The sequence below is a fragment of the Escherichia sp. E10V5 genome (genome assembly GCF_004212315.1).
Classification (GTDB): Bacteria; Pseudomonadota; Gammaproteobacteria; order Enterobacterales; family Enterobacteriaceae; genus Escherichia.
Genome location: NZ_RHJM01000013.1, coordinates 126,883 through 142,981, shown reverse-complemented (window position 1 = coordinate 142,981; position 16,099 = coordinate 126,883). Strand labels below are relative to the sequence as shown.

The following is a 16,099-nucleotide window of genomic DNA, read 5'->3' as shown; positions in this document are numbered from 1 at the left end:
CCTTGAGTGACATGGCGAAAAACCTAATACTCTGGCTGGTCATTGCCGTTGTGCTGATGTCAGTATTCCAGAGCTTTGGGCCCAGCGAGTCTAATGGACGTAAGGTGGATTACTCTACCTTCCTACAAGAGGTCAATAACGACCAGGTTCGTGAAGCGCGTATCAACGGACGTGAAATCAACGTTACCAAGAAAGATAGTAACCGTTATACCACTTACATTCCGGTTCAGGATCCGAAGTTACTGGATAACCTGCTGACCAAGAACGTCAAGGTTGTCGGTGAACCGCCTGAAGAGCCAAGCCTGCTGGCTTCTATCTTCATCTCCTGGTTCCCGATGCTGTTGCTGATTGGTGTCTGGATCTTCTTCATGCGTCAAATGCAGGGCGGCGGTGGTAAAGGTGCCATGTCGTTCGGTAAGAGCAAAGCGCGCATGCTGACGGAAGATCAGATCAAAACGACCTTTGCTGACGTTGCGGGCTGCGACGAAGCAAAAGAAGAAGTTGCTGAACTGGTTGAGTATCTGCGCGAGCCAAGCCGCTTCCAGAAACTCGGCGGTAAGATCCCGAAAGGCGTCCTGATGGTCGGTCCTCCGGGTACCGGTAAAACGCTGCTGGCGAAAGCGATTGCAGGCGAAGCGAAAGTTCCGTTCTTTACTATCTCCGGTTCTGACTTCGTAGAAATGTTCGTCGGTGTGGGTGCATCCCGTGTTCGTGACATGTTCGAACAGGCGAAGAAAGCGGCACCGTGTATCATCTTTATCGATGAAATCGACGCCGTCGGCCGCCAGCGTGGCGCAGGTCTGGGCGGTGGTCACGATGAACGTGAACAGACTCTGAACCAGATGCTGGTTGAGATGGATGGCTTCGAAGGTAACGAAGGTATCATCGTTATCGCCGCGACTAACCGTCCGGACGTTCTGGACCCGGCGCTGCTGCGTCCTGGTCGTTTCGACCGTCAGGTTGTGGTTGGCTTGCCAGATGTTCGCGGTCGTGAGCAGATCCTGAAAGTTCACATGCGTCGCGTACCATTGGCACCAGATATTGACGCGGCAATCATTGCCCGTGGTACTCCTGGTTTCTCCGGTGCTGACCTGGCGAACCTGGTGAACGAAGCGGCACTGTTCGCTGCTCGTGGCAACAAACGCGTTGTGTCGATGGTTGAGTTCGAAAAAGCGAAAGACAAAATCATGATGGGGGCGGAACGTCGCTCCATGGTGATGACGGAAGCGCAGAAAGAATCGACTGCATACCACGAAGCAGGCCATGCGATTATCGGTCGCCTTGTGCCGGAACACGATCCGGTGCACAAAGTGACGATTATCCCGCGCGGACGTGCGTTGGGTGTGACTTTCTTCTTGCCTGAGGGCGACGCAATCAGCGCCAGCCGTCAGAAACTGGAAAGCCAGATTTCTACGCTGTACGGTGGTCGTCTGGCAGAAGAGATCATCTACGGGCCGGAACATGTTTCTACCGGTGCGTCCAACGATATTAAAGTTGCGACCAACCTGGCACGTAACATGGTGACTCAGTGGGGCTTCTCCGAAAAACTTGGTCCGCTGCTGTACGCGGAAGAAGAAGGTGAAGTGTTCCTCGGTCGTAGCGTGGCGAAAGCGAAACATATGTCCGATGAAACTGCGCGTATCATCGACCAGGAAGTGAAGTTACTGATTGAGCGTAACTACAATCGTGCGCGTCAGTTGTTGAACGACAACCTGGATATTCTGCATGCAATGAAAGATGCGCTCATGAAATATGAAACCATCGATGCACCGCAGATTGACGACCTGATGGCACGTCGCGATGTACGCCCGCCAGCGGGCTGGGAAGAACCAGGCGCTTCTAACAATTCTGGCGACAATGGTAGTCCAAAGGCTCCTCGTCCGGTTGATGAACCGCGTACGCCGAACCCGGGTAACACCATGTCAGAGCAGTTAGGCGACAAGTAAGTTCCCGCATCAGATGACTGTATTTGTACCGAAAACCCCGGGGCGTGCTCCGGGGTTTTTTCTTATCAATTCATACCAGGGATAACACCATGAAACTCTTTGCCCAGGGCACTTCACTGGACCTTAGCCATCCTCACGTAATGGGGATCCTCAACGTCACGCCTGATTCTTTCTCCGATGGCGGCACGCATAATTCGCTGATTGATGCGGTGAAACATGCGAATCTGATGATCAATGCTGGCGCAACGATCATTGACGTTGGCGGCGAGTCCACACGTCCAGGGGCTGCGGAAGTGAGCGTTGAAGAAGAGTTGCAACGTGTTATTCCTGTGGTTGAGGCAATTGCGCAACGCTTTGAAGTCTGGATCTCAGTGGATACATCCAAACCAGAAGTGATCCGTGAGTCAGCGAAAGCAGGCGCTCACATCATTAATGATATCCGCTCCCTTTCCGAACCCGGCGCCCTGGAAGCTGCCGCTGAAACTGGTTTGCCAGTTTGCCTGATGCATATGCAGGGAAACCCAAAGACCATGCAGGAAGCACCAAAGTATGACGATGTCTTTGCCGAGGTAAATCGCTACTTTGTTGAGCAAATAGCACGCTGCGAACAGGCTGGTATCGCAAAAGAGAAATTGTTGCTCGACCCCGGATTCGGTTTCGGTAAAAATCTCCATCACAACTATGCATTACTGGCGCGTCTGGCTGAATTTCATCATTTCAACCTGCCGCTGTTGGTGGGTATGTCACGAAAATCGATGATTGGACAGCTGTTGAACGTGGGGCCGTCCGAGCGCCTGAGCGGTAGTCTGGCCTGTGCGGTCATTGCCGCAATGCAAGGCGCGCACATTATTCGTGTTCATGACGTCAAAGAAACCGTAGAAGCGATGCGAGTGGTGGAAGCCACTCTGTCTGCAAAGGAAAACAAACGCTATGAGTAATCGTAAATATTTCGGTACCGATGGGATTCGTGGTCGTGTTGGGGATGCGCCGATCACGCCTGATTTTGTGCTTAAGCTGGGGTGGGCTGCGGGTAAAGTGCTGGCGCGCCACGGCTCCCGTAAGATTATTATTGGTAAAGACACCCGTATTTCTGGCTATATGCTGGAGTCGGCGCTGGAAGCGGGTCTGGCGGCTGCCGGTCTTTCCGCGCTCTTTACCGGTCCAATGCCAACACCGGCCGTGGCTTATCTGACGCGTACCTTCCGCGCCGAAGCTGGGATTGTAATTTCTGCATCACATAACCCATTCTATGATAACGGGATCAAATTCTTTTCTATTGACGGCACCAAGCTGCCGGATGCAGTTGAAGAAGCCATTGAAGCTGAAATGGAAAAAGAGATTAGCTGCGTTGATTCGGCAGAACTGGGTAAAGCCAGCCGTATCGTTGATGCTGCGGGCCGCTATATCGAGTTTTGCAAAGCCACGTTCCCGAATGAACTTAGTTTGAGCGAACTGAAAATTGTGGTGGATTGCGCCAACGGCGCGACTTATCACATTGCGCCGAACGTGCTGCGCGAGCTGGGAGCGAATGTTATCGCTATCGGTTGTGAGCCGAACGGCGTAAACATCAATGCCGAAGTGGGCGCAACTGATGTTCGTGCGTTACAGGCGCGCGTACTGGCTGAAAAAGCAGATCTCGGTATCGCCTTTGACGGTGACGGCGACCGCGTGATTATGGTTGACCATGAAGGCAATAAAGTCGATGGCGATCAGATCATGTATATCATCGCGCGTGAAGGTCTTCGTCAGGGCCAGCTGCGTGGTGGTGCTGTGGGTACATTGATGAGCAACATGGGGCTGGAACTGGCGCTGAAACAGTTAGGTATTCCATTTGCTCGTGCGAAAGTGGGCGATCGCTACGTACTGGAAAAAATGCAGGAGAAAGGCTGGCGCATCGGTGCCGAGAACTCCGGTCATGTGATCCTGCTGGATAAAACCACCACCGGTGATGGCATTGTTGCAGGTTTGCAGGTCCTGGCGGCGATGGCGCGTAACCATATGAGCCTGCACGACCTTTGCAGCGGCATGAAAATGTTCCCGCAGATTCTGGTTAACGTGCGTTACACCGCAGGTAGCGGCGATCCGCTTGAGCATGAATCAGTCAAAGCTGTGACCGCAGAAGTTGAAGCAGCGCTGGGTAGCCGTGGACGTGTGCTGTTGCGTAAATCCGGCACCGAACCGTTAATTCGCGTGATGGTAGAAGGTGAAGACGAAGCGCAGGTAACCGAATTTGCGCATCGCATCGCTGACGCGGTAAAAGCGGTTTGATTCGATAGCTAACTGGCTAAAAAGGCGACGATTGTCGCCTTTGTTCTTCTTTAGTACATCGGTTTTGCTGTTTTTTTCCGCAGTTGATACAATGCAATAAAATTGCCCTTGCGAAGGTCATTCGCTTTGGTTAGTATTCACACCCGCTTCAGTGGGAAAGATTAAAAACTCCCGCTTTATTGGTTGAAGCATTGGTACGCGGCAACTCCGCAAGGAACAGGTTGATTATGTACGAAGCTCTTTTAGTAGTTTTCCTTATTGTAGCAATTGGCCTTGTAGGTCTGATCATGCTGCAGCAAGGTAAAGGCGCTGATATGGGAGCCTCCTTCGGAGCAGGCGCTTCCGCTACGCTGTTTGGTTCAAGTGGTTCTGGTAACTTCATGACCCGCATGACGGCGCTGCTGGCAACGTTATTCTTCATCATCAGTCTGGTGCTGGGTAACATCAACAGCAACAAAACCAATAAAGGTAGCGAATGGGAAAACCTGAGTGCGCCGGCGAAAACCGAACAAACTCAGCCAGCTGCTCCGGCTAAGCCGACCAGCGATATCCCGAACTAAAAAGTAGTATCCGTGCCGAGGTGGTGGAATTGGTAGACACGCTACCTTGAGGTGGTAGTGCCCAATAGGGCTTACGGGTTCAAGTCCCGTCCTCGGTACCAAATTCCAGAAAAGAGACGCTGAAAAGCGTCTTTTTTCGTTTTAATGACCCGTCCTGAATGTCATCAACTTGATCAATTTCCGTAGTCTTTCGAACGTCAAACGAATCGGCGCAATAGTTCGTTCAGCTTCAGTTTTGCATGCGACAAGCGATATTAATCAACTCATGACATTGGCCAGCTTTGCTGGAACAGACATCTAAATCGTTATGCGCGATCACATTATATTGGTCGTAAAAAAGGCCGCATCGGCGGCCTTTAGCATGAAAGCTCTGAGATTACTTAACTTTATTTTCCTGATTCTCCACCTGCGGCACGCCCGAAGAGGTGGAGGAGGAGAGTAGTCCAGTTTTGGCATAACCGAACAGCTTCTCGCGGGTATCGGTAATATCCAGGTTACGCATGGTCAGTTGACCAATACGATCTTCAGCCGTAAACATAGAGTCGCCTTTCTCCATGGTCAAACGCTCTGCTTTATAGGTCAGGTTGTCAGAGACGGTATTGAGGATCGAGTAGTCGTTCCCGCGACGCAGTTCCAGCGTCACTTCACCTGTTATCTGGCTGGCAACCCAGCGTTGCAGAGAGTCACGCAGCATCAGCGCCTGGGAGTCAAACCAACGCCCCTGGTACAGCAGACGGCCCAATTGACGACCATGAGCATGATACTGCTCAATGGTGTCTTCGTTGTGAATACCGGTCAACAGACGTTCATAAGCGATATGTAGCAGTGCCATCCCCGGAGCCTCGTAAATACCCCGGCTTTTCGCTTCGATGATACGGTTTTCAATCTGGTCGCTCATGCCCAGGCCGTGACGACCGCCGATACGGTTAGCTTCCAGCATCATTTCTACGTCGTCGCTAAAGGTTTTACCGTTCAGCGCCACTGGATGACCTTGCTCAAAGCGTACTGTGACTTCTTCTGCCGGGATCTTCACGCTCTCATCCCAGAACTTCACGCCCATAATCGGGTTGACGATTTTGACGCTGGAGTTGAGGTATTCCAGATCCTTCGCTTCATGCGTTGCACCAAGCATGTTGGAGTCCGTGGAGTAGGCTTTTTCGACAGACATTTTGTAGTCGAAACCGCAGGCAATCATAAATTCAGACATTTCATGACGGCCGCCCAGTTCATCAATAAAGTCAGTATCAAGCCACGGTTTGTAAATCTGCAGTTCAGCATTGGTCAGCAGACCGTAACGATAGAAACGTTCGATATCGTTTCCTTTATAGGTGCTGCCGTCACCCCAGATATTCACGCCATCTTCTTTCATGGCAGCAACCAGCATGGTGCCGGTCACGGCGCGGCCCAGCGGCGTCGTGTTGAAATAGGTCAGGCCGCCAGTAGTGTTATGGAAAGCGCCACACTGAATAGCGGCAATACCTTCGGCGACCAACTGCTTGCGGCAGTCGATCAGACGAGCGTTCTCCGCGCCGTATTCCATGGCACGACGAGGGATCGCATCATAATCCTCTTCGTCTGGCTGGCCCAGGTTTGCAGTATATGCATAAGGAACCGCTCCCTTTTTTCGCATCCACAGCAGTGCGGCACTGGTGTCCAGACCGCCAGAAAAAGCGATACCAATACGTTGACCTACCGGGAGATGCTTGAGAATCGTCGTCATAAAATAACACCCTGCTTAATTAACTGATGATGAGCCTGGATTTCCGCTCTAACTGAATTTTTATGCAAAATAAATGAGTTTTCATTTAATCATCTTTTATCGGAGACAGGAAGAGTTTAGTGTGTTTTTTGTAAAATAATGCGCTTAAGGGAGAGCAGGAGAAGACAAAAGTATTCAACAAATGAAAGTGAACTGGATATCCATTCACGTGAATAGCAATAAATGTTGACAAAATGTGGCGCGGATCACTATAATGCCTGCAGATTTTACGTCCCGTCTCGGTACACCAAATCCCAGCAGTATTTGCATTTTTTACCCAAAACGAGTAGAATTTGCCACGTTTCAGGCGCGGGGTGGAGCAGCCTGGTAGCTCGTCGGGCTCATAACCCGAAGGTCGTCGGTTCAAATCCGGCCCCCGCAACCACTTTCCCTTAGAGTTCTTTTTCAAATATACTGTGAAGACTTCGGCCTTCGTAGTGGGATTTGAAAAAATCCTTCTGGAAAGTGCTCCAGACCGCAGTTGCGGTTATAGGGTTCAGTTATATAAAGCCCCGATTTATCGGGGTTTTTTGTTATCTGACTACAGAATAACTGGGCTTTAGGCCCTTTTTTTATGTCTTGGGGGTGGGCTTGTCCACATTAGAGCAAAAATTAACAGAGATGATTACTGCGCCAGTTGAGGCCCTGGGTTTTGAGCTGGTTGGCATCGAGTTTATTCGCGGTCGCACATCCACACTGCGCATCTATATTGATAGTGAAGATGGCATCAATGTTGATGATTGTGCTGATGTGAGCCACCAGGTAAGTGCTGTGCTGGATGTTGAAGATCCCATCACCGTTGCTTATAACCTGGAAGTCTCCTCACCGGGTCTCGATCGCCCACTGTTCACGGCTGAACACTACGCCCGTTTTGTCGGAGAAGAGGTGACTCTGGTTCTCCGTATGGCGGTACAAAACCGTCGTAAATGGCAGGGCGTTATCAAAGCGGTAGACGGTGAAATGATCACAGTTACCGTCGAAGGTAAAGATGAAGTGTTCGCGCTGAGTAATATCCAGAAGGCGAACCTGGTTCCCCACTTTTAATAGTCTGGATGAGGTGAAAAGCCCGCGATGAACAAAGAAATTTTGGCTGTAGTTGAAGCCGTATCCAATGAAAAGGCGCTACCTCGCGAGAAGATTTTCGAAGCATTGGAAAGCGCGCTGGCGACAGCAACAAAGAAAAAATATGAACAAGAGATCGACGTCCGTGTACAGATCGATCGCAAAAGCGGTGATTTTGACACCTTCCGTCGCTGGTTAGTTGTTGATGAAGTCACCCAGCCGACCAAGGAAATCACCCTTGAAGCCGCACGTTATGAAGATGAAAGCCTGAACCTGGGCGATTACGTTGAAGATCAGATTGAGTCTGTTACCTTTGACCGTATCACCACCCAGACGGCAAAACAGGTTATCGTGCAGAAAGTGCGTGAAGCCGAACGTGCGATGGTGGTTGATCAGTTCCGTGAACACGAAGGTGAAATCATCACCGGCGTGGTGAAAAAAGTAAACCGCGACAACATCTCTCTGGATCTGGGCAACAACGCTGAAGCCGTGATCCTGCGCGAAGATATGCTGCCGCGTGAAAACTTCCGCCCTGGCGACCGCGTTCGTGGCGTGCTTTATTCCGTTCGCCCGGAAGCGCGTGGCGCGCAACTGTTCGTTACCCGTTCCAAGCCGGAAATGCTGATCGAACTGTTCCGCATTGAAGTGCCAGAAATCGGCGAAGAAGTGATTGAAATTAAAGCAGCGGCTCGCGACCCGGGTTCTCGTGCGAAAATCGCGGTGAAAACCAACGATAAACGTATCGATCCGGTAGGTGCTTGCGTAGGTATGCGTGGCGCGCGTGTTCAGGCGGTTTCTACTGAACTGGGCGGCGAGCGTATCGATATCGTCCTGTGGGATGATAACCCGGCGCAGTTCGTGATTAATGCGATGGCACCGGCAGACGTTGCTTCTATCGTGGTGGATGAAGATAAACACACCATGGATATCGCCGTTGAAGCCGGTAACCTGGCGCAGGCGATTGGCCGTAACGGTCAGAACGTGCGTCTGGCTTCGCAGCTCAGCGGTTGGGAACTCAACGTGATGACCGTTGACGACCTGCAGGCTAAGCATCAGGCGGAAGCGCATGCAGCGATTGACACCTTCACCCGTTATCTCGACATTGACGAAGACTTCGCGACTGTCCTGGTAGAAGAAGGTTTCTCAACGTTGGAAGAACTGGCCTATGTGCCGATGAAAGAGCTGTTGGAAATCGAAGGCCTTGATGAGCCGACCGTTGAAGCACTGCGTGAGCGTGCTAAAAATGCACTGGCCACCATTGCACAGGCCCAGGAAGAAAGCCTCGGTGATAACAAACCGGCTGACGATCTGCTGAACCTTGAAGGGATAGATCGTGATTTGGCATTCAAACTGGCCGCCCGTGGCGTTTGTACGCTGGAAGATCTCGCCGAACAGGGCATTGATGATCTGGCTGATATCGAAGGGTTGACCGACGAAAAAGCCGGAGCACTGATTATGGCTGCCCGTAATATTTGCTGGTTCGGTGACGAAGCGTAATAAACTGTAGCAGGAAGGAACAGCATGACAGATGTAACGATTAAAACGCTGGCCGCAGAGCGACAGACCTCCGTGGAACGCCTGGTACAGCAATTTGCTGATGCAGGTATCCGGAAGTCTGCTGACGACTCTGTGTCCGCACAAGAGAAACAGGCTTTAATTGACCACCTGAACCAGAAAAATTCAGGGCCGGGCAAATTAACGCTGCAGCGTAAAACACGCAGCACCCTTAACATTCCTGGTACCGGTGGAAAAAGCAAATCGGTACAAATCGAAGTCCGCAAGAAACGCACCTTTGTGAAACGTGACCCGCAAGAGGCCGAGCGCCTTGCGGCGGAAGAGCAAGCGCAGCGTGAAGCGGAAGAGCAAGCCCGTCGTGAGGCAGAAGAATCGGCCAAACGCGAGGCGCAACAAAAAGCTGAACGTGAGGCCGCAGAACAAGCTAAACGTGAAGCCGCTGAACAAGCGAAACGTGAAGCTGCGGAAAAAGACAAAGTGAGCAATCAACAAGACGATATGACTAAAACCGCCCAGGCTGAAAAAGCCCGCCGTGAGCAGGAAGCTGCAGAGCTCAAGCGTAAAGCTGAAGAAGAAGCGCGTCGTAAACTCGAAGAAGAAGCACGTCGCGTTGCTGAAGAAGCACGTCGTATGGCGGAAGAAAATAAATGGACTGATAACGCGGAACCAACTGAAGATTCCAGCGATTATCACGTTACTACCTCTCAACATGCCCGTCAGGCAGAAGACGAAAGCGATCGTGAAGTCGAAGGCGGCCGTGGCCGTGGTCGTAACGCGAAAGCAGCGCGTCCGAAGAAAGGCAATAAACACGCTGAATCAAAAGCTGATCGCGAAGAAGCGCGTGCAGCGGTACGTGGCGGTAAAGGCGGAAAACGTAAAGGTTCTTCGCTGCAGCAGGGCTTCCAGAAGCCTGCTCAGGCCGTTAACCGTGATGTAGTGATTGGCGAAACCATCACCGTTGGCGAACTGGCTAACAAGATGGCGGTTAAAGGCTCTCAGGTCATCAAAGCGATGATGAAACTGGGCGCAATGGCAACCATCAACCAGGTTATCGATCAGGAAACCGCACAGCTGGTTGCTGAAGAGATGGGCCACAAAGTTATCCTGCGTCGTGAAAACGAGCTGGAAGAGGCGGTAATGAGCGACCGTGACACGGGTGCTGCGGCTGAACCGCGCGCGCCGGTGGTGACCATCATGGGTCACGTTGACCACGGTAAAACCTCTCTGCTGGACTACATTCGTTCAACGAAAGTGGCCTCTGGCGAAGCGGGCGGCATTACCCAGCACATTGGTGCATACCACGTTGAAACTGAAAACGGCATGATCACCTTCCTGGACACCCCGGGGCACGCCGCGTTTACTTCAATGCGTGCACGTGGTGCGCAGGCAACGGACATCGTAGTCCTGGTTGTTGCTGCAGACGACGGCGTAATGCCGCAGACCATCGAAGCTATCCAGCACGCGAAAGCGGCGGGTGTTCCGGTGGTGGTTGCTGTGAACAAAATCGATAAGCCAGAAGCCGATCCGGATCGCGTTAAGAACGAACTCTCTCAGTACGGCATCCTGCCAGAAGAGTGGGGCGGCGAAAGCCAGTTCGTACACGTATCTGCAAAAGCGGGTACCGGTATTGATGAACTGCTGGATGCTATCCTGCTGCAGGCTGAAGTCCTGGAACTGAAAGCCGTACGTAACGGGATGGCGAGCGGTGCGGTTATCGAATCCTTCCTCGATAAAGGTCGTGGTCCGGTTGCTACTGTACTGGTACGCGAAGGTACTCTGCACAAGGGCGATATCGTTCTGTGTGGCTTCGAATACGGTCGTGTTCGTGCGATGCGTAACGAACTGGGACAGGAAGTGCTGGAAGCAGGTCCGTCCATTCCGGTGGAAATCCTCGGCTTGTCCGGTGTTCCGGCTGCGGGTGATGAAGTTACCGTTGTACGTGACGAGAAGAAAGCACGTGAAGTTGCACTGTACCGTCAGGGCAAATTCCGCGAAGTTAAACTGGCTCGTCAGCAGAAATCTAAACTCGAGAACATGTTCGCCAACATGACCGAAGGCGAAGTTCACGAAGTGAATATCGTCCTGAAGGCAGACGTACAGGGTTCTGTGGAAGCGATCTCCGACTCCTTGCTGAAACTGTCTACTGACGAAGTTAAAGTGAAGATCATCGGTTCTGGTGTAGGTGGTATCACCGAAACCGACGCCACCCTGGCTGCGGCGTCCAACGCCATCCTGGTTGGCTTTAACGTTCGTGCTGATGCCTCTGCACGTAAAGTGATTGAAGCGGAAAGCCTGGATCTGCGTTACTACTCCGTCATCTATAACCTGATCGACGAAGTGAAAGCGGCGATGAGCGGTATGCTGTCTCCTGAACTGAAACAGCAGATTATCGGTCTGGCGGAAGTTCGTGACGTGTTCAAATCGCCGAAATTTGGTGCCATTGCAGGCTGTATGGTTACCGAAGGTGTGGTTAAACGTCACAACCCGATCCGCGTTCTGCGCGACAACGTTGTTATCTACGAAGGCGAGCTGGAGTCCCTGCGCCGCTTCAAAGATGACGTTAACGAAGTCCGTAACGGTATGGAATGTGGTATCGGCGTTAAGAACTACAACGACGTCCGCACTGGCGATGTGATCGAAGTATTCGAAATCATCGAGATCCAACGTACCATCGCTTAAGGTTTTTAGGGTTCCATGCGGGATAAGGCGTTTACGCCGCATCCGGCATGGATTGCCTGATGCGACGCTGGCGCGTCTTATCAGGCCTACGTGAACAGCCCTTCCACCTGAAATTAATTTTAAAAAGGGGCTAACAGCCCCTTTTTTGTCAGGAGAATTTATTATGGCGAAAGAATTTGGTCGCCCGCAGCGCGTAGCGCAGGAAATGCAAAAAGAGATCGCTCTCATCCTGCAGCGCGAAATTAAAGATCCTCGTCTGGGCATGATGACCACTGTTTCCGGTGTCGAAATGTCTCGTGACCTGGCGTATGCCAAAGTATATGTGACGTTCCTCAACGACAAAGATGAAGACGCGGTTAAAGCGGGCATCAAAGCGTTGCAGGAAGCTTCTGGTTTCATCCGCAGCCTGCTGGGTAAAGCGATGCGCTTGCGTATCGTGCCGGAACTGACCTTCTTCTACGACAACTCATTGGTTGAAGGGATGCGTATGTCAAATCTGGTGACCAGCGTGGTCAAACATGACGAAGAACGTCGTGTTAACCCGGACGACAGCAAGGAGGACTAATGAGTCGTCCTCGTCGTCGCGGTCGCGACATTAACGGCGTTTTGTTGCTGGATAAACCGCAGGGTATGTCCAGCAACGATGCGCTGCAAAAAGTGAAACGTATATATAACGCCAACCGTGCCGGACACACAGGCGCGCTGGACCCGCTGGCAACTGGCATGTTGCCGATTTGCCTCGGGGAAGCGACGAAGTTTTCCCAGTATCTGCTGGACTCCGACAAACGCTATCGGGTGATTGCGCGTCTTGGACAGCGTACCGATACTTCTGACGCCGATGGACAAATCGTTGAAGAACGTCCGGTAACCTTTAGTGCAGAGCAACTGGCGGCGGCGCTGGATACTTTCCGCGGCGATATCGAACAGATCCCTTCGATGTATTCAGCACTGAAATATCAGGGCAAAAAACTGTACGAATACGCGCGTCAGGGCATTGAAGTTCCGCGTGAAGCGCGCCCGATTACCGTTTATGAATTGCTGTTTATTCGCCATGAAGGCAATGAGCTGGAGCTGGAAATTCACTGCTCAAAAGGCACTTATATCCGCACTATCGTTGACGACCTGGGGGAAAAACTCGGCTGTGGCGCGCATGTTATTTACCTGCGCCGTCTGGCGGTAAGTAAATATCCGGTTGAACGGATGGTGACCCTGGAGCACCTGCGTGAACTTGTTGAGCAAGCTGAACAGCAGGATATTCCGGCTGCGGAGTTACTTGATCCATTACTGATGCCAATGGACAGTCCAGCTTCGGACTATCCGGTGGTGAATCTTCCGTTAACGTCTTCTGTTTACTTCAAAAATGGTAACCCAGTTCGTACATCTGGTGCGCCGCTGGAAGGACTGGTTCGTGTTACAGAAGGTGAGAATGGCAAGTTTATCGGTATGGGTGAAATTGACGATGAAGGCCGCGTAGCGCCTCGTCGCCTGGTGGTTGAATATCCGGCGTAATGTTAACCGTCTTGCGATAACAGGTCGCTACGAGTAGAATACTGCCGCTTAACGTCGCGTAAAATGTTTAACACTTTGCGTAACGTACACTGGGATCGCTGAATTAGAGATCGGCGTCCTTTCATTCTATATACTTTGGAGTTTTAAAATGTCTCTAAGTACTGAAGCAACAGCTAAAATCGTTTCTGAGTTTGGTCGTGGTGAAAACGACACCGGTTCTACTGAAGTTCAGGTAGCACTGCTGACTGCACAGATCAACCACCTGCAGGGCCACTTTGCAGAGCACAAAAAAGATCACCACAGCCGTCGTGGTCTGCTGCGCATGGTTTCTCAGCGTCGTAAACTGCTCGACTACCTGAAACGTAAAGACGTAGCACGTTACACCCAGCTCATCGAGCGCCTGGGTCTGCGTCGCTAATTCTTGCGAGTTTCAGAAAAGGGGCCTGAGTGGCCCCTTTTTTCAAACTGACGGCAGCAATTCACTGGAAACTAATGTATTGTTGCTATGAATGATCTTCCGTTGCAGAGGTTCGCGCGGCTAATGAGAGGCTTTACCCACATTTGGCTGGGTTAGGGTTGTCATTAGTCGCGAGGATGCGCAGAAGATCGGGTATTAACACCAGTACCGTAAGGTACTGTCTAAGAAAGAAAAGGGTATTACATTGCTTAATCCGATCGTTCGTAAATTCCAGTACGGCCAACACACCGTGACTCTGGAAACCGGCATGATGGCGCGTCAAGCCACTGCCGCTGTTATGGTTAGCATGGATGACACCGCGGTATTTGTTACCGTTGTCGGCCAGAAAAAAGCCAAACCAGGTCAGGACTTCTTCCCACTGACCGTTAACTATCAGGAGCGTACCTACGCTGCTGGTCGTATCCCGGGTAGCTTCTTCCGTCGTGAAGGCCGCCCAAGCGAAGGCGAAACCCTGATCGCGCGTCTGATTGACCGCCCGATTCGCCCGCTGTTCCCGGAAGGCTTCGTCAACGAAGTTCAGGTTATCGCCACCGTGGTTTCTGTTAACCCGCAGGTTAACCCGGATATCGTCGCGATGATTGGTGCTTCCGCAGCACTGTCTCTGTCTGGTATTCCGTTCAATGGTCCGATTGGTGCTGCCCGCGTAGGTTACATCAATGACCAGTACGTACTGAACCCGACTCAGGACGAGCTGAAAGAGAGCAAACTGGACTTGGTTGTTGCGGGTACTGAAGCCGCTGTACTGATGGTTGAATCTGAAGCTGAACTGCTGAGCGAAGACCAGATGCTGGGCGCAGTAGTGTTCGGTCATGAACAACAGCAGGTTGTTATTCAGAACATCAATGAACTGGTGAAAGAAGCCGGTAAACCGCGTTGGGACTGGCACCCGGAGCCGGTAAACGAAGCGCTGAACGCGCGCGTTGCTGCACTGGCTGAAGCTCGTCTGAGCGATGCTTACCGCATCACCGACAAACAAGAGCGTTATGCGCAGGTTGACGTCATCAAATCTGAAACCATCGCGACGCTGCTTGCTGAAGATGAAACCCTGGACGAAAACGAACTGGGTGAAATTCTGCACGCTATCGAGAAAAATGTTGTTCGTAGCCGCGTACTGGCAGGCGAACCGCGTATCGACGGTCGTGAAAAAGATATGATCCGTGGTCTGGATGTGCGTACTGGCGTGCTGCCGCGTACTCACGGTTCTGCGCTGTTCACCCGTGGTGAAACGCAGGCGCTGGTTACCGCAACGCTGGGTACTGCACGTGACGCGCAAGTTCTTGATGAACTGATGGGCGAACGTACTGACACCTTCCTGTTCCACTACAACTTCCCTCCGTACTCCGTAGGTGAAACCGGCATGGTCGGTTCTCCGAAGCGTCGTGAAATTGGTCACGGTCGTCTGGCGAAGCGCGGTGTGCTGGCAGTAATGCCGGATATGGACAAATTCCCGTACACCGTACGTGTTGTGTCTGAAATCACCGAATCCAACGGTTCCTCTTCTATGGCTTCCGTGTGCGGCGCTTCTCTGGCGCTGATGGACGCAGGTGTGCCGATCAAAGCTGCCGTTGCGGGTATCGCAATGGGTCTGGTGAAAGAAGGCGACAACTACGTTGTACTGTCTGACATTTTGGGTGACGAAGATCACCTGGGCGATATGGACTTCAAAGTTGCGGGTTCCCGCGACGGTATCTCTGCATTGCAGATGGATATCAAAATTGAAGGTATCACCAAAGAGATCATGCAGGTTGCACTGAACCAGGCTAAAGGTGCGCGTCTGCACATCTTGGGTGTAATGGAACAGGCGATCAACGCGCCGCGTGGCGATATCTCTGAGTTCGCACCGCGTATCCATACCATCAAGATCAACCCGGACAAGATCAAAGATGTTATCGGTAAAGGCGGTTCTGTAATCCGTGCTCTGACCGAAGAAACAGGCACCACCATCGAAATCGAAGATGACGGTACTGTGAAGATCGCAGCGACCGATGGCGAGAAAGCGAAACACGCAATTCGTCGTATCGAAGAGATCACTGCAGAAATCGAAGTGGGCCGCGTCTACAATGGTAAAGTGACCCGTATCGTTGACTTTGGCGCATTTGTTGCCATTGGTGGCGGTAAAGAAGGTCTGGTCCACATCTCTCAAATCGCTGACAAACGCGTTGAGAAAGTGACCGATTACCTGCAGATGGGTCAGGAAGTACCGGTGAAAGTTCTGGAAGTTGATCGCCAGGGCCGTATCCGTCTGAGCATTAAAGAAGCGACTGAGCAGTCTCAACCTGCTGCAGCACCGGAAGCTCCGGCTGCTGAACAGGGCGAGTAAGGT

12 protein-coding genes and 2 tRNA genes are annotated in these 16,099 nt (G+C 51.8%); 13 read left to right on the top strand and 1 reads right to left on the bottom strand.

What is annotated here, in order from left to right:
* The first annotated feature begins 11 nt into the window (after nucleotides 1-11).
* The 5 genes from ftsH to D9738_RS10680 all read left to right on the top strand — a co-directional run bounded on the left by ftsH (nucleotide 12) and on the right by D9738_RS10680 (nucleotide 4,875).
* Nucleotides 12-1,946, top strand: a complete 1,935-nt coding sequence (gene ftsH / locus D9738_RS10700) for an ATP-dependent zinc metalloprotease FtsH (RefSeq protein ID WP_064529531.1) — start codon at nucleotides 12-14, stop codon at nucleotides 1,944-1,946.
* A gap of 89 nt (nucleotides 1,947-2,035) precedes the next feature.
* The gene (folP, locus tag D9738_RS10695; protein WP_115204343.1) at nucleotides 2,036-2,884 is read left to right on the top strand and encodes a dihydropteroate synthase; all 849 of its coding nucleotides are present in this window, start codon (nucleotides 2,036-2,038) and stop codon (nucleotides 2,882-2,884) included.
* Nucleotides 2,877-4,214 carry a phosphoglucosamine mutase gene (gene glmM / locus D9738_RS10690; RefSeq protein ID WP_000071137.1) on the top strand — a complete coding sequence of 446 codons (1,338 nt, stop codon included), beginning with the start codon at nucleotides 2,877-2,879 and terminating at the stop codon, nucleotides 4,212-4,214. Before folP ends, glmM begins: the two co-directional genes overlap by 8 nt.
* Before the next feature lie 227 nt (nucleotides 4,215-4,441).
* Complete coding sequence (gene secG / locus D9738_RS10685; protein WP_001295556.1) at nucleotides 4,442-4,774, top strand: preprotein translocase subunit SecG; 333 nt, start codon at nucleotides 4,442-4,444, stop codon at nucleotides 4,772-4,774.
* Between the two features lie 14 nt (nucleotides 4,775-4,788).
* Nucleotides 4,789-4,875: transfer RNA gene (locus D9738_RS10680), tRNA-Leu, on the top strand.
* Between the two features lie 275 nt (nucleotides 4,876-5,150).
* Here D9738_RS10680 and argG read toward each other — a convergent pair.
* Nucleotides 5,151-6,494: an argininosuccinate synthase gene (gene argG / locus D9738_RS10675; protein ID WP_130260170.1), complete on the bottom strand. Its 1,344-nt coding sequence runs from the start codon at nucleotides 6,492-6,494 to the stop codon at nucleotides 5,151-5,153.
* Nucleotides 6,495-6,841: 347 nt separating this feature from the next.
* On the opposite strand from argG, the gene D9738_RS10670 reads away from it, so the two are divergent.
* The 8 genes from D9738_RS10670 (at nucleotide 6,842) to pnp (ending at nucleotide 16,096) form a co-directional block, all read left to right on the top strand.
* Nucleotides 6,842-6,918, top strand: a tRNA-Met gene (locus tag D9738_RS10670).
* A 206-nt stretch (nucleotides 6,919-7,124) separates the two neighbouring features.
* A complete protein-coding gene (gene rimP / locus D9738_RS10665) occupies nucleotides 7,125-7,577 on the top strand; it encodes a ribosome maturation factor RimP (protein WP_001300397.1) in 453 nt (150 codons plus the stop codon).
* 27 nt (nucleotides 7,578-7,604) lie between these two features.
* A complete protein-coding gene (nusA, locus tag D9738_RS10660) occupies nucleotides 7,605-9,092 on the top strand; it encodes a transcription termination factor NusA (protein WP_130204598.1) in 1,488 nt (495 codons plus the stop codon).
* 24 nt (nucleotides 9,093-9,116) lie between these two features.
* Nucleotides 9,117-11,789: a translation initiation factor IF-2 gene (gene infB / locus D9738_RS10655; RefSeq protein ID WP_130260169.1), complete on the top strand. Its 2,673-nt coding sequence runs from the start codon at nucleotides 9,117-9,119 to the stop codon at nucleotides 11,787-11,789.
* Nucleotides 11,790-11,952: 163 nt separating this feature from the next.
* Entirely contained in the window at nucleotides 11,953-12,354 is a 402-nt protein-coding gene (rbfA, locus tag D9738_RS10650; RefSeq protein WP_001040205.1) for a 30S ribosome-binding factor RbfA, read from the top strand.
* Nucleotides 12,354-13,298 (top strand): tRNA pseudouridine(55) synthase TruB, encoded by a 945-nt coding sequence (gene truB, locus D9738_RS10645; RefSeq protein ID WP_130204602.1) that lies wholly within the window; start codon nucleotides 12,354-12,356, stop codon nucleotides 13,296-13,298. The genes rbfA and truB overlap by 1 nt, the downstream gene beginning before the upstream one ends.
* A gap of 148 nt (nucleotides 13,299-13,446) precedes the next feature.
* Nucleotides 13,447-13,716: a 30S ribosomal protein S15 gene (rpsO, locus tag D9738_RS10640; protein ID WP_000059470.1), complete on the top strand. Its 270-nt coding sequence runs from the start codon at nucleotides 13,447-13,449 to the stop codon at nucleotides 13,714-13,716.
* Nucleotides 13,717-13,960: 244 nt separating this feature from the next.
* On the top strand, nucleotides 13,961-16,096 hold the full coding sequence (gene pnp, locus D9738_RS10630) for a polyribonucleotide nucleotidyltransferase (protein WP_130260168.1): 2,136 nt from the start codon (nucleotides 13,961-13,963) through the stop codon (nucleotides 16,094-16,096).
* Nucleotides 16,097-16,099: the final 3 nt, after the last annotated feature.